This is a genomic window from uncultured Maribacter sp., from assembly GCF_947495965.1.
GTDB lineage: Bacteria > Bacteroidota > Bacteroidia > Flavobacteriales > Flavobacteriaceae > Maribacter_B.
Map to the genome: position 1 here is coordinate 925,147 of NZ_CANMBB010000001.1, position 14,558 is coordinate 939,704.

The window sequence follows — 14,558 nt, forward strand, 5'->3', positions numbered from 1 at the left end:
CAAAAAGTCCACCATAGTTTTTTAGGTTTCAGCATATTTTTGAAAACACTGCTCCGTTAAAAAAAACTAAACCCAAATGGCAAACTCCCGTAGAGATTTTATAAAAAAAACAACCTTAGCAAGTACCGCTTTATCTATTCCTTCTTACGGATTTACAATTCTAAAAAAACCAAAATTAGAATCAGAAATTATAGGTCATGGAGATTTTAAATATAGAGTTCATAAAGAATGGGGAAACTTAAACCCAAATTCTACCCCTATTAAAAACTGTCATGAAATGGTTTTAGATTCCAAAGGTCGTCTTATCATGATTACCGATGAAACAAAAAACAACATCATCATCTATGATAAATCTGGAAAAGTAATTAAAACTTGGGGGCATGAATATAAATCTGGACACGGACTCACACTATTTAATGAAGGAGAAGACGATGTGCTTTTTATTTGTGATCCTAATGGTGGAAAAGTGATAAAAACAACGGTAGAAGGAAAAATACTCCTAGAACTTCCGAATCCTAAAAACATTGGAGTTTATTCAGAGAAAATGAGATACAAACCTACTGAAACTGCTATTGCACCTAACGGTGATATTTATGTATCTGACGGTTACGGCTCAGATTGGATTTTACAATTTAATAAGGATGGTGAGTTTATAAGAAAATTTGGAGGAAAGGGGCATTTAGATGAACAATTAAACAATGCACATGGGGTAACAATAGATGATAGAGACCCTAATAACATAACGCTTCTATGTACATCTAGAATGCATAATTCTTTTAAAAGATTTACCCTAGATGGCGAGTACATTTCTACTATTTATTTGCCTGGAGCATATGTATGCCGACCAGTAATAGATGGAGAAAACATTTATTCGGGAGTATGCTGGTCTAGAATGAAATATTTAGAACGGACTCCAAACTCTGGTTTTGTTACTATTCTTGACAAAAATGATAAAGTAGTATCTAATCCAGGTGGTGCTAAACCAAAATATAAAGGTGGCGAATTGCAATTAATGCTACAAAACAACACCTTATTTAATCACTGTCATGATGTTTGTGTAGATGAAGATAAAAATCTCTATATCTGTCAATGGAATGCTAACAAATCATATCCTATAAAATTAGAAAGAGTATAAAATGAAATTCAGATTTATCTTCTTAATTATAATTATCATTTCTTCTTGCAAAGATAAGGGTGCTAGCTATACCAGTATTCCTGAAAAAAAAATACCAAAGATTGTAGATTACAATTTTGATGTACGTCCTATTCTTTCTGATAAGTGCTTTAATTGCCATGGACCAGATGCTAATAAAAGAGCTGCTGAACTTAGATTAGACACAGAAGAAGGTGCTTATAAAGCATTAAAAGACAATAAAAATAAACATGCAATAGTAAGTGGATCTCCAGACCAATCTGAACTATTTTTAAGAATTACTACAAAAGACACAAGCCAAATAATGCCTCCTAATGAATCTAATTTAAAACTTTCTGCATATGAGATAAAGGTCATTAAAAAATGGATAAAGCAAGGTGCAACATACCAAAAACATTGGGCTTTTGTTCCTCCTGCCAAACAAGGCCTTCCAGAAGTAGAAAATAAAGATTGGCTTAAAAATGAAATTGATTACTTTATTTTAAATAAAATGGAAAGCATAGGGCTACAACCCAACCAAAGAGCAGAAAAAGAACGTCTATTAAAACGTGTTTCGTTTGATTTAACTGGACTACCGCCTTCAATAGAATTACAAAATCAATTCTTAAAGGATACTTCTGAAGATGCCTATGAAAAAATTGTAGACCAACTTCTAGCCAATAAACATTATGGAGAAAAAATGGCTATTCATTGGCTTGATGTTGCACGTTATGCAGATTCTCATGGGTATCAAGACGATTGTGGACGTACCATGTGGCCTTGGCGAGATTGGGTTATTCATGCATTTAATGAAAATTACAGTTATGATAAGTTTTTAACATGGCAATTAGCAGGAGATTTACTTCCAAAGAAAAATATTGAGGCAATTTTGGCAACTGGATTTAACCGAAACCATAAAATAACTCAAGAAGGTGGTGTTATTGATGAAGAATACCGTATAGAATATGTTACAGATAGGACTAACACCTTTGGCAAAGCTTTTTTAGGTTTAACCTTTGAATGTGCCAAATGCCATGATCACAAATATGACCCTATTTCTCAAAAAGATTACTATAGTACATTTGCCTTTTTTGATAAAGTTCCAGAAAAAGGATTATACAGTGGCGTACGTGTACTTGCAAACCCTCCTTTTATAACAATTGATAACAAGTTAATTAAAGACAAATTACCTTTTATCAACAAAAAATCACCAGAAGATGTTAAGGTTATGGTTATGGAAGATTCTGTTGGTATTAGAACCACACATGTTCTAGACAGAGGTGTTTACGATGGTAAAACGGATACTGTAGATTTTAATACTCCTAAAGCCATTTTAGAATTTAATAAAGATAAATTCGAATCTAACAGATTAGGATTAGCTAAATGGTTACTTGATAAAAAAAACCCTTTAACATCTAGAGTATATGTGAACCGAGTTTGGCAAGATATTTTTGGTAGAGGTATTGTAAACACCTCCGGAGATTTTGGTATGCAAGGCGATTTACCAACACACTTTAAATTACTAGATTGGTTAGCAGTAGATTTTCAAGAAAACGGTTGGGACATTAAAAGACTTATAAAACAAATTGTTACCTCTGCTACATATACACAATCTACTGTTGTGCAAGAAAACAAACTAGAAGTTGACCCAGAAAACATGTACTTAGCCAGAATGCAAAGAACACGTTTAAATGCAGAAATAATTAGGGATCTTATTTTAGAAAGTAGTGGCTTATTAAATAAAGAAATTGGTGGACCCAGTGTAAAACCATATCAACCAGATAATTTATGGGCTTCAGCAAGTTCAAGAAGAGGTTTGTTAGCTACTTACGTGCAAGATCATGGCGATAAATTATATCGTAGAGGCATATATACTTTAATTAAAAGAACCGTTTTACCTCCTGTACAAACCACTTTTGACGCTGCTGCTAGAGATCAGTGCGAAGTAAAAAGACATAGTACCTCTACACCCCTACAGGCTTTAATCATGTTAAATGGGCCTACAACACTAGAGTCTTCTCGGGTTTTATCAGAAAGATTAAACATTGAAGATTTAAGCCCATTACAAAAAATAGAAAAAGCGTTTCAACTTATTCTTTGTAGAAAAATAAAACCTGAAGAGAAAAGTATTTTGTTAGCATATTACAAAGAACAGAAAGAAGTTTTTACCGCTAATCCTGATAATGCCAAATCCTTTATTACAGTTGGTGAATATCCAGTATCTATTCATAGAGATGAAATAGAAGTTGCAACGCTCATGCAAATTATACATACACTGTATAATATGGAAGAAACAATAATGAAAAGCTAATAACCCAATGGATAAAGAAATTTTTGAACATCGTTTAAATGTTAATCGCAGACATTTTTTAGGTAAAATGGCTATGGGCGTTGGTGGAGCTGCTCTTGGTTCACTATTAATTCCTGACTTATTTAAAGGCCCCAAAACAATAGAGGACCAATTACCTCTGGGAATAAAACATTTTGCAACCAAAGCAAAGCGTATAATTATGCTTACTCAAAATGGTGCTCCCTCCCAACTAGAAAGTTTTGATTATAAACCCAAGCTTAATGATATGTTTGGGCAAGATTTACCAGATTCTATTCGCCAAGGGCAACGTTTAACTGGTATGACCGCTAATCAAAAAAACTTTCCTTTAGTTGGGTCAAAATTTGATTTTAAACAACACGGAAAGTCTGGTACTTGGGTAAGTGATTTGTTTCCAAACATTGCAAAAATTACCGATGATATTTGTGTTATAAAAAGTATGCATACAGATGCTATTAATCATGATCCTGCATTAACATTTTTACAAACAGGTTCGCAACAAGGAAATAGACCAAGTATGGGCTCTTGGTTAAGCTATGGTCTAGGAAGTGAGAATAAAAACCTTCCTGCCTTTTGTGTATTATTATCTAAAGGCTCTGGAAACGGGCAAGGTGTATATTCTAAATTATGGTCCAATGGCTTTTTAGATAGTACCCACCAAGGGGTACAACTAAGTGCTAGTGAAGACCCTATCTTGTATTTAAACAATCCTGATGGCATGGATAAGGCACAGCGAAAAAAAATGTTGGATCATTTAGCAAAACTAAATAACCTTGGACATGCAGAGTTTGGAGACCCAGAAATACATTCCAAAATTAAACAATATGAAATGGCTTTTAGGATGCAAACCGCTGTACCAGAAATTACAGATTTATCTAAAGAACCAGATCATATAACCAAAATGTATGGTGCCGATTCTATGATTCCAGGAACTTACGCATCAAATTGTTTATTGGCTAGAAAACTATCAGAATCTGGAGTTCGTTTTGTCCAATTATATCATCAAGGTTGGGACCAACACGGTAATTTACAAAGAGATATGCCTAAACAGGCTTTAGATGTAGACAAAGCATCTGCTGCCTTAATAACCGATTTAAAACAACGTGGTTTATTAGATGAAACCCTAGTCATTTGGGGAGGTGAGTTTGGACGCACAAACTATTGTCAAGGAAAATTAACTAAAGATAACTATGGAAGAGACCACCATCCAAGAGCATTTAGTATGTTTATGGCTGGTGGAGGTGTAAAAGCAGGTACTTCTTATGGTAAAACGGATGAGCTAGGATATAACATTATAGAAAATCCGGTTCATATTCATGATTTACATGCTACCATTTTACACCTTATGGGATTAGATCATGAAAAATTAACCTATAAACACTTAGGAAGGCGCTTTAGATTAACGGATGTACATGGACATGTAGTAAAAGATATTTTAGCTTAAAACATGAAAAAATTAGAATCTATTTCATCAAACCTATTATTTCTTTTTCATTGCTTTTTAGTAATGCTTTTAATTTTTGAGAACAGTGTTTCTATTCCATATTGGTTACAACCTTTAGGAAGAATGCATCCTTTAATTTTACATTTCCCAATAGCATTTATTGTTCTACTAGTTATTTTAAGTTTTTTAAAAAAGCAGATAGATTCTAAATCTTTTCAAAAAATAAATCGATTTTTAGTTTTATTTACTTCGTTTACAACAGTTATTGCAACTATAATGGGGTTGTTTCTTTCCTTAGAAAGTACTCCTACAGAATTAATGACATTACATAAATGGATTGGAGTTGTAGTTAGTTTTTTAATTTACTTTCTAACGTTCATTAAAAAAGAAACTTTATATAAAACAGTGCTTTATATAGGGTTTATTTGTGTTTTATTTACAGGCCATTTTGGTGCAGGATTAACACATGGAGCTAATTTTATTACCGAACCACTTGCAAAAGTAGAGAGTATAGAAATTAATGAAAATACTCCCATTTTTATTGGTTTTGTTAAACCTATTTTGGATGCTAAATGCGTAAGTTGCCATAATGCAGAAAAACAAAAAGGAGATTTAGATATGACATCTTTTGAGAAAATGATGTTAGGAGGAAAAAAAGGCAAACTCTGGATAAGTAAAAACCCTGAAGAAAGCTCTCTATTAAAAAGGGCACATTTACCAATAGAACATGAGAAACACATGCCGCCAGAAGGGAAAAAGCAACTTACTTCAGAGGAAATTAAATTACTATCCGCTTGGATTAATCAAGGCGCCAATGAGAAAATAACATTAACAGATTTACCCGCAAATGACGCTCTAGGAGTATTAATAAAAAGCCGATTAAAAACGATTGATAATAAGAAAAAATTAGCTTATACCTTTGATTTTGCTGACAAAAAAGATATTGAAGCGTTAGAGAATCCTTTTAGAACGGTTATTCAAAAATCTCCATCTTCCCCTGCAATTGATGTTGTTATTCATGGAAGACAAACATTTAAACAAGAATTTATAACCGATTTATCTAAAATAAAAAAACAGATTGTTTCTTTAAATCTATCTTATTTACCAATTGATAAAAACTCTATTAATTTTATAAGTTCATTGCATAATTTAGAAGATTTATTATTGAATTTTACAAATGTAAATACAGAAGATTTAGAAGCCATAAAGACTTGTTCTAATCTAAAAAACTTAGGATTATCCGGCACTCAGGTCGATGCAAATATTGCCCCTATATTAAAACATTTACCTAAGTTAAATAATGTTTTTATATGGAATACTTCTATTTCTGAAGATGATATTAAAATACTAAAATCCGAATTTACTACTATCAACTTTGAAACTGGATTTATAAGCCTTGGAGATACGCTACAGCTAACTCCTCCGATATTGGTAAGTAAAAAAACTATCCTAGATAAAGAAGAGTTTATAGAGCTTGGCCATAAAATACAAAATGTTGAAATTAGATATACAACAGATGGTTCAAAACCAGACTCAACTTCAACTTTATATAAAAGGCCTTTAAAAATAGACTTTGCAAACAAAAAACCAATTAAAACAATTGCGTACAAAAAAAATTGGTTAGCAAGTGAAATAAAGGATTACAGTTTCTCTGATAAAGGGTACACGCCAGAAAAATTTGAATTAATTCATCAAGGGCTTAACAGCGAATTTATTGGTGAAGCAAAAACAATCTTAATTGACCATATTAAAGGTGGTAAATATGCAAATTCGTCTCCATTCTGGGCTACTTTTAGTGAAAAAAATTACTTGAATGCAGTTGCCGATTTTGGAGCAAACCCTCCAGATATTAAAAAAGTTATTTTTAGTTATGGAATGAGAAATAATCAAAAGAAAGAGTCGCTAGCTTTACTTGAAATTTGGGCAGGAGAAAATAAAAATAATCTATCCTTAATTAAGCATATTAAGAAAAATCACAATAAAATAATAGTAGAAAAAGGAGGACAAAGACAAATTACTTTGGAAATTCCTAAATCTAAAAACAGATACTATAAAATAGTTGGCATACCCCATAAAAAAGAAAAACTATATGTAGATCAAGTATTCTTTTATTAAGAGCTTTTTCTTCCCCAGTGAGTCTTTTTTATGCTGTTCCCGAGTATGATTAAGAGTAACCGTTTCTAACTTGTTCTCTGGAAAATCTATAGCTTCTAATATTTTAAAAAAATTGGGACTAAAACATTTAATATACTTGTTTTTTTATAACTCTAAAAAGTAATTTAACGTCATCTAGATTAATAGTAAAATCTGGAAATTCTGGAGAAGTATTAAGACTATGACAAGTTACTGTGCCATTTCTTTTATCATAATTAATTATTTGTTTACACATAACAACGTTTTCTAATACTATAATCCAAGATTCAAAGGCATTAGAGGACTTTCCTAATTCTTTTATAGTACTTATTTTTCCCAAAACAATTGCTTTATTTGGCAAACCATGATGATTGTTGCTCCACATAGAGTTATTTGTAATTTCAAAAGAAATATACTGTGAAACTGATACATTTTCTACCACAAAACTTATGGAGGGCATTTGTTTTAAAAAAGTAAAATTATTATAATTTTTAGTATACTCTATTTGGTTTTCTGCAATAATTAAAGGGGTTTCTATTACATATTTACCAGGTCCCAATTTTGTAATTTTATGTAATTGTTCCTTCGTCTTACTTTTAGTCAACTTTTTATATACAACATCAACTTCATTTACTTCTGAAGCATAAAGTTCGCTTATACTTAGATTAAAGAAATTAGCAATCTTATCCAGGTTTTTTTTGGGAATATTAGCGTCTTTTTTTTCATAAAGCTGAATTGTTCGTAAACTAACTCCAATAGCATTGGCCAAATCAGTCTGACTTATATTTTTTTTTTGACGCAATAGCTTTAGTATAAACATAAAATTGTATTATTGCGTAATAATCTTACATATTTTGTGTTAATACGTAAGATTATTGCGTATATTTGTAATTGGATTACAAACAAATATACTAAAATGTAACATGGTTACAGTATCAAAAAGTTGTTCCTTACTATTATTCTAAACCTTATAAACACATTATTCACTATGCTATCAGAAGAAAACTATGGTAAACCAATCAATGAAAAACTATCTATTGTACTAAGAAGAAATACAACAAAAGATGATTATGCAGATATAGCATCTAAAACCAATATTAGTTTTTCTACAATAAGAGATGTTGTTCATAGAACAAACAGTGTAACAAAATCGAATTCCAAAGCAATTTTGTTTCTAATTATCCGAGCTTTTGACAACTCTCTTGGAAGGCAATTACAAGCGGAAGGAGATAAATTATTCCTAAACAAAATAATAAAAATTAACGAGTCTCTATTTATAGATAATCACAAATAAGATTAAAAAAAAAGGAACTACTTTAGAGTAGTTCCTTTTTTTTAATCTTGTCCTGTTTTTTATAACATAAAGAGTTTTCTCACAAGATGAACAACACCACTAAAAAAATCATTTCTATAAACTTGAATTTCTTTTGGTGCTGGCATGTTGCTAATTTGGGCGTCCATTATTTACTTTTTTAGATTTGGGTTGAGGTTGTTTTTATACAAATGTACTTCCTAACGTAAGTATTTGAGTAATTATTGTTGTGAAACATACTTTATTTGTTGTGAAAAAAATGAAGTTTCAATTTATTAGATAAACTACACACTTTTATAAGTTTACAATTTCATTTCTGGTATTTCTCCATTAATTATTAAATTTCCTTCTGTAGCTTTTTTAATTTCATCAACAGATACTCCTGGTGCTCTTTCTAATAGTTTAAAACCATCTTTAACTACTTCTAAAACAGCAAGATTTGTAACTATTTTTTTTACACAAGCAACACCGGTTAATGGCAAACTACATTTTTTTAATAATTTAGATGCTCCTGCTCTATTAGTATGCATCATGGCAACTATAATATTTTCTGCAGATGCTACTAAGTCCATTGCCCCACCCATACCTTTTACCATTTTACCAGGAATTTTCCAATTGGCAATATCTCCTTCTTCAGAAACTTCCATAGCCCCTAAAATAGTAAGGTCTACGTGTTTTCCTCTAATCATCCCAAAGCTCGTAGCGGAGTCAAAAAATGATGCCCCAGGCATAGTTGTAATGGTTTGTTTACCTGCATTAATAATATCTGCATCTTCTTCTCCTTCAAAAGGGAAAGGTCCCATTCCTAAAACACCATTCTCACTCTGGAATTCTACATCTATATCTTCTTGCACAAAATTAGCTACCAAAGTTGGTATTCCTATTCCAAGGTTTACATAATACCCATCTTGCACTTCTTTTGCTATTCTTTTTGCTATTCCGTTTTTATCTAACATCTTTTTAAATTTGGAAATGTGTTGATTTGAAAATTTTTTAATTACTTTCTTCTTAAAGCATACGAGTTAAACTTATGAGCTTGCTCACTTTCATATTTCCATACAAATATTGGTGTAGAAAAAGTAATAGATGCTATTAAGCCTAAATATTGTATTAATACAAAAGTTAAAATAACTCCCATAATGACCCCTACTAAAATTATTCTATTATCAGGAATTGCGGTAATTCTGCTAATATGTCTTTTATCATCTTTACCACAATTTTTACAATTAACTCTAACCTCATCCGCATTAACCTTCTTTTGTAAATCTGGTCTTGTTTCTTCCTTTATAGGTAAGTAATTTTGTTGTTTACATACCCTACAAGTATACGTTAATCGCATAAATTATTCTTTACTGCGAACCGTTCTTTGTTCTATTCTTTTTTCATAATTACTTCCTTGAAAAATTCTTTTAACGAAAATCCCAGGGACATGAATTTCATTAGGATCTAATGTACCCGCAGGTACCAATTCCTCTACCTCTGCAACTGTGATTTTTGCTGCGCCACACATTGCTGGGTTAAAATTACGAGCAGTACCTTTAAAAATAAGATTACCAGCTTCATCTCCTTTCCAAGCTTTTACAAAAGAAAAATCGGCTTTATAAGCTTCTTCTAGCACATACATTTTTCCATTAAACTCTCTTGTTTCTTTTCCTTCGGCTACTTCTGTACCATAACCAGCTGGGGTATAAAATGCAGGAAAACCAGATTGTGCTGCTCTACATTTTTCGGCCAAAGTACCTTGTGGAGTAAGCTCTACCTCTAGCTCTCCACTTAACATTTGTCTTTCAAACTCATCATTCTCCCCTACATAAGAAGATATCATTTTTTTTATCTGTCTTTTTTGTAATAACAAGCCTAAACCAAAATCATCTACACCTGCGTTGTTAGAAATACAAGTAATATTCTTTACTTCTAACTTAACCAATTCGGCAATTGCATTTTCAGGAATACCGCAAAGGCCAAAACCTCCAAGCATAAAAGTCATCCCATCTTGAACCCCTATTAATGCTTCTTGAACATTAGTAACTTTTTTCTTTATCATTATTGATTTCTCATATTTAGATTAAATATTTCTTATCATTTTAAATAATTCTCACTAAAAATACAATATTAATATAAAAAAAGCACCTCTATTAAAAAATAGAGGTGCTTTTTAAAGTAAATAATTTTTTAATGTTTAGAAATCTAAATCCTCTAAATCATCTTCTGTATCGTTATTTTCCTGAGCTTCTTCCGCAACTTTAGTACAGTCTACATTTATAGATAAATCTTTAGGCTTCGTAAAACTTTTATCTGAGATACCTAAATCTTTATTTTTATAATTTTCTTTCATATAAAGCCCCCAAATTGGTAATGCCATGGTTGCTCCTTGTCCGTAAGTAATAGTTTTAAAGTGCGTAGCTCTTTCTTCACCGCCAACCCAAACACCAGTAACCAAATTAGGAACCATGCCCATAAACCAACCATCACTATTATTTTGGGTGGTACCCGTTTTACCAGCAATAGGGTTTTTAAATCCATAAGGATAACCAGTAATTACCTCATCATATTCTTTTTTCCATTTATTTACTCCTTGAGTACGTAAGCGCGTTCCTGAACCTCCTTGCGTTACTCCTTCCATTAAATTTAGCATGGCATAAGCAACATCTTTACTAAGAACATCTTTTGTTTCTGGAACATATTCATACAACACTGTACCGTTTTTATCTTCTATACGGGTTACCATAACAGGTTTAACATATACCCCTTGGTTAGCAAAAGTTCCATAAGCTCCCACCATTTCATACACGTTCATTTCAGAAACTCCTAATGCAATAGAAGGTACTTCTGCTATTTCTCTAGTTATTCCTAAATTTTTTCCAATTATAGCAACAGACTTTGGTCCTACTTTATCAATTAATTGTGCTGTTACTGTGTTTACTGAGTTTGCTAAGGCTTTTTTAAGAGTATAATTTTTTCCAGAATATTTTCCATTAGAGTTTTTTGGACACCAAGGTTCTGGGTTTCCGTGTTTTTCTGCTTCTATACAATACTGCGTATCTGGTAACGAGTCGCAAGGAGAGTATCGTAATTGGTCTATAGCTGCTGCATATACTAGAGGCTTAAAAGTAGAACCTGCTTGTCTAGACCCTTGTATAACATTGTCATACTGAAAATGCTTATAATTTATACCCCCTACCCAAGCTTTTACATGTCCTGTTTGTGGTTCCATAGACATCATAGCTGTTCTTAAGAAAGATTTATAATACCTAATAGAATCTAAAGGAGTCATTACTGTATCTTTCTCTTTAGTTTCGCTTTTCCAATCAAAAACCGTCATGTCTTTTTTCTTGTTAAAAGAAGCACGTATTACTTTTTCCGATTTCCCTTCTTTTTTCATCTCTCTCCAACGGTCCGAAGTTTTCATTGCGCGCTCCATAATAGCATCTATTTGATTTTTTTCTAAATCTAAAAAGGGTGCTGTTTTATTGCGTTCTGGTGTGTTTTGATGAAAAAATTCGGCTTGTAGTTTTGTCATATGCTGCGACACTGCATTTTCTGCATTGGTTTGCATACGGGAATCTATTGTGGTATAAATTTTAAGTCCGTCTAAATATAAATTATACTTGTCTCGTTCCCCTTCTAAGGCTGGTTTTGGATTTTTATTAATCCAATCGCTCATAAAGCCTTGTAAATACATTCTAAAATAAGTTGCAAGACCGTCTCGGTGAGATTGAGGGTTATAATTTAGCTTCATCTCTAAATCCTGTAAAGAATCTTTTTCTTGTTCTGTTATGTAATCATACTTTGCCATTTGGGCAAGTACTACATTTCTTCTATTTTTAGTTCCTACAGGGTTTCTATGTGGTCTAGGATTGTATAAAGATGAATTTTTAAACATTCCTACTAACATTGCAGATTCTTCTATTTTTAAATTTTTAGGTTCTTTTCCAAAATATATCTTAGAAGCAGAACGTATACCATCTGCATTATTACCAAAATCATATATATTAAAATACATGGTCATTATTTCTTGTTTGGTATAATTACGTTCTAAACGAGTTGCAATTACCCATTCTTTTATTTTCTGAGTATATCTTTTCCAACCTCTAGCTGCGATTCCTGTAAATAATTGTTTTGCTAATTGTTGAGAGATTGTACTTGCACCTCCATTTTTTCCTAGATAAACAAATGCTCTTAAGGTTCCTCTTGCATCAATACCAGAATGTTCATAAAAACGAGTGTCTTCTGTAGCTACTAGGGCATTGACTAAGTTCTTAGGAAGGTCTTGAAATTTTACTGGCGTTCTATTATCATCTAAATAAAACTTACCTAATGTTTTATCGTCAGATGATATAATTTCTGTTGCCAAATTAGTTTGCGGATTTTCTAAAATTTCAAAGGTTGGCATTTCACCAAAAAACTCATTTGCAGCCAAAATAAATAATAGTGCCACAGATAGTAATCCTGTTATAAATAATATCCAAAACCACTTAATAAATTTAAAAAAACTTGTTGTTTGTTTTTTCTTTACAGCTTTTTTTACCATTAGTTTACTGTTTGCTTTTTTCTATTTGGAAACCAACATCGGTTATGCCTTCTAAATCTACTACACCAGGTATAGTGCCGTTTTTACGCATAGCGTGTACTATTTGTAAAGTATATACGCCAGAAGAAGGAAAAACGATGTTTTCTCTAAACCATAATTTGCTTTCTTTTAAACTTCCTTTTCCTTTTCCTAGCCAGGTACCGTCTGGTAAAGCCATATTATACTCTAAGGTATCTTTTACAACATCGCCGTTAGGGTAATTTAACTCTGTTATTAAGAAAAGGTTACTATACGGGTAGTTTTGATCGTTTCTTACATTAATAAAAATATGGTGCTTTGCTATAGTATCTAACTCTGAAAAATTAAAAGTAATAGTATCGTTTTTATGCCAACTAGCATCTTTTAAGCTTTGATATTCAGATTTTATTGTAGTGTCATTACAAGACACAAGAAGCAAAAGTATTATAATGGAAAGGGAAAAAGACCTAAGCATTTTTGGGTTTTCTATTTTTATTATTTCTTCTTTTCTTATTTCTGTTTCTATTTTTATTGCTTTTACGTTTTGGTTGATCAAAACGTGTAAGACTATCTTGCCCAACTACATTTTCAAAAACAACTTTTTCTTCTATTATATTATCTGCTGCGTATTCTTCTAAACTAGCAACTTTTTCTTTTTTCTTGTTTTTTTCTAATATCTCTTTTACTTGGTCTTTAGAAAGTACATGCCAGTTAGATGGCTCATCCTTGTATGTAAACCATAATAAACCTTTAAAAATATCTGTTTTTTGACAGTATGCAAGACCTTTTTCTGTATAAAGTTTTGTGTCTTGCCCAGGAAAACCTTTTAATGCATCTAAATACGTGTCTAATTCATAGTTAAGACAACACTTAAGCTTACCACATTGCCCAGCTAGTTTTTGCGGATTTAATGATAATTGTTGGTAACGAGCTGCGGAAGTACTTACCGACCTAAAATCTGTTAACCAAGTAGAGCAACATAATTCTCTACCACAAGAACCTACACCTCCTAAACGCTGCGCTTCTTGTCTATATCCTATTTGGCGCATTTCTATACGAATACCAAAGGCTTTTGCCATGTCTTTTATAAGCTGACGGAAATCTACACGTTCTTCTGCTGTATAATAAAAAGTAGCCTTAGAACCATCTCCCTGAAATTCTACGTCAGAGATTTTCATTTGCAATTTTAAAACAATTGCTATTTCGCGAGCTCGCTTTTTTATTTCTTCTTCACGATCTCTACATTTTTGCCAAATATCAATATCTTTTTGAGATGCTTTACGATATACTTTACATACTTCTTCTCCAGAAAAAGCGGCTTTCTTCTTTTTCATTTGTACTCTTACCAATTCTCCTGTAAGAGTTACCATGCCTATATCATGACCAGATTGTGCTTGTGTAGCAACTATATCTCCTATAGAAAGTGTTAAACTCTCTGTGTTTTTAAAAAATTCTTTTCGGCTATTTTTAAAACGTACTTCAACAAAGTCAAAAGGTTTTTCCCCATTTGGGAGTGACATGTTGGAAAGCCAATCAAAAACCGTTAATTTATTACAACCATCTGTTCCGCAAGTACCGTTGTTCTTACATCCCTTTGGTTGTCCGTCCTTACCGGTTGAACAACTACTGCAACCCATATTTTATATCTAGATTTGAAAA

Annotated in this window: 12 protein-coding genes; 5 read left to right on the forward strand and 7 right to left on the reverse strand. The window is 32.0% G+C overall.

The window, feature by feature from the left end:
- The first annotated feature begins 76 nt into the window (after nt 1-76).
- The 4 genes from Q0820_RS03770 to Q0820_RS03785 are packed head-to-tail and all read left to right on the forward strand — an operon-like array spanning nt 77 to nt 7,020.
- A complete protein-coding gene (locus Q0820_RS03770; RefSeq protein ID WP_298485232.1) occupies nt 77-1,135 on the forward strand; it encodes a 6-bladed beta-propeller in 1,059 nt (352 codons plus the stop codon).
- Nucleotide 1,136: 1 nt separating this feature from the next.
- Nucleotides 1,137-3,443 (forward strand): PSD1 and planctomycete cytochrome C domain-containing protein, encoded by a 2,307-nt coding sequence (locus tag Q0820_RS03775; RefSeq protein WP_298485234.1) that lies wholly within the window; start codon nt 1,137-1,139, stop codon nt 3,441-3,443.
- Nucleotides 3,444-3,450: 7 nt separating this feature from the next.
- Nucleotides 3,451-4,905, forward strand: coding sequence for a DUF1501 domain-containing protein (locus Q0820_RS03780; RefSeq protein WP_298485236.1), 1,455 nt, complete (start codon nt 3,451-3,453; stop codon nt 4,903-4,905).
- Nucleotides 4,906-4,908: 3 nt separating this feature from the next.
- Nucleotides 4,909-7,020, forward strand: a complete 2,112-nt coding sequence (locus Q0820_RS03785; protein WP_298485238.1) for an FN3 associated domain-containing protein — start codon at nt 4,909-4,911, stop codon at nt 7,018-7,020.
- A gap of 127 nt (nt 7,021-7,147) precedes the next feature.
- On the opposite strand, the gene Q0820_RS03790 is transcribed toward Q0820_RS03785, so the two are convergent.
- Complete coding sequence (locus Q0820_RS03790; protein WP_298485240.1) at nt 7,148-7,858, reverse strand: helix-turn-helix transcriptional regulator; 711 nt, start codon at nt 7,856-7,858, stop codon at nt 7,148-7,150.
- A 168-nt stretch (nt 7,859-8,026) separates the two neighbouring features.
- Between Q0820_RS03790 and Q0820_RS03795 the strand changes: the two genes are divergently transcribed.
- Entirely contained in the window at nt 8,027-8,332 is a 306-nt protein-coding gene (locus tag Q0820_RS03795; RefSeq protein WP_298485241.1) for a hypothetical protein, read from the forward strand.
- Nucleotides 8,333-8,652: 320 nt separating this feature from the next.
- Here the strand turns inward: Q0820_RS03795 and Q0820_RS03800 are convergent, their stop codons facing one another.
- The 6 genes from Q0820_RS03800 to ricT form a co-directional block, all read right to left on the reverse strand.
- On the reverse strand, nt 8,653-9,306 hold the full coding sequence (locus Q0820_RS03800) for a CoA transferase subunit B (RefSeq protein ID WP_298485243.1): 654 nt from the start codon (nt 9,304-9,306) through the stop codon (nt 8,653-8,655).
- Nucleotides 9,307-9,347: 41 nt separating this feature from the next.
- Nucleotides 9,348-9,689, reverse strand: a complete 342-nt coding sequence (locus Q0820_RS03805; RefSeq protein ID WP_298485245.1) for a hypothetical protein — start codon at nt 9,687-9,689, stop codon at nt 9,348-9,350.
- 3 nt (nt 9,690-9,692) lie between these two features.
- The gene (locus tag Q0820_RS03810; RefSeq protein WP_298485247.1) at nt 9,693-10,394 is read right to left on the reverse strand and encodes a CoA transferase subunit A; all 702 of its coding nucleotides are present in this window, start codon (nt 10,392-10,394) and stop codon (nt 9,693-9,695) included.
- 135 nt (nt 10,395-10,529) lie between these two features.
- Nucleotides 10,530-12,881 carry a transglycosylase domain-containing protein gene (locus tag Q0820_RS03815; protein ID WP_298485249.1) on the reverse strand — a complete coding sequence of 784 codons (2,352 nt, stop codon included), beginning with the start codon at nt 12,879-12,881 and terminating at the stop codon, nt 10,530-10,532.
- 4 nt (nt 12,882-12,885) lie between these two features.
- Complete coding sequence (locus Q0820_RS03820) at nt 12,886-13,374, reverse strand: gliding motility lipoprotein GldH (protein ID WP_298485251.1); 489 nt, start codon at nt 13,372-13,374, stop codon at nt 12,886-12,888.
- Nucleotides 13,367-14,536, reverse strand: a complete 1,170-nt coding sequence (gene ricT / locus Q0820_RS03825) for a regulatory iron-sulfur-containing complex subunit RicT (protein ID WP_298485253.1) — start codon at nt 14,534-14,536, stop codon at nt 13,367-13,369. The genes Q0820_RS03820 and ricT overlap by 8 nt, the downstream gene beginning before the upstream one ends.
- Nucleotides 14,537-14,558: the final 22 nt, after the last annotated feature.

What these genes read in the sequence shown, in the direction of transcription:
- Q0820_RS03770 (WP_298485232.1), top strand. Translation starts at nt 77, where the DNA reads ATGGCAAACTCCCGTAGAGATTTTATAAAAAAAACAACCTTAGCAAGT.
- Q0820_RS03775 (WP_298485234.1), top strand. Translation starts at nt 1,137, where the DNA reads ATGAAATTCAGATTTATCTTCTTAATTATAATTATCATTTCTTCTTGC.
- Q0820_RS03780 (WP_298485236.1), top strand. Translation starts at nt 3,451, where the DNA reads ATGGATAAAGAAATTTTTGAACATCGTTTAAATGTTAATCGCAGACAT.
- Q0820_RS03785 (WP_298485238.1), top strand. Translation starts at nt 4,909, where the DNA reads ATGAAAAAATTAGAATCTATTTCATCAAACCTATTATTTCTTTTTCAT.
- Q0820_RS03790 (WP_298485240.1), bottom strand. Translation starts at nt 7,858, where the DNA reads ATGTTTATACTAAAGCTATTGCGTCAAAAAAAAAATATAAGTCAGACT.
- Q0820_RS03795 (WP_298485241.1), top strand. Translation starts at nt 8,027, where the DNA reads ATGCTATCAGAAGAAAACTATGGTAAACCAATCAATGAAAAACTATCT.
- Q0820_RS03800 (WP_298485243.1), bottom strand. Translation starts at nt 9,306, where the DNA reads ATGTTAGATAAAAACGGAATAGCAAAAAGAATAGCAAAAGAAGTGCAA.
- Q0820_RS03805 (WP_298485245.1), bottom strand. Translation starts at nt 9,689, where the DNA reads ATGCGATTAACGTATACTTGTAGGGTATGTAAACAACAAAATTACTTA.
- Q0820_RS03810 (WP_298485247.1), bottom strand. Translation starts at nt 10,394, where the DNA reads ATGATAAAGAAAAAAGTTACTAATGTTCAAGAAGCATTAATAGGGGTT.
- Q0820_RS03815 (WP_298485249.1), bottom strand. Translation starts at nt 12,881, where the DNA reads ATGGTAAAAAAAGCTGTAAAGAAAAAACAAACAACAAGTTTTTTTAAA.
- Q0820_RS03820 (WP_298485251.1), bottom strand. Translation starts at nt 13,374, where the DNA reads ATGCTTAGGTCTTTTTCCCTTTCCATTATAATACTTTTGCTTCTTGTG.
- ricT (WP_298485253.1), bottom strand. Translation starts at nt 14,536, where the DNA reads ATGGGTTGCAGTAGTTGTTCAACCGGTAAGGACGGACAACCAAAGGGA.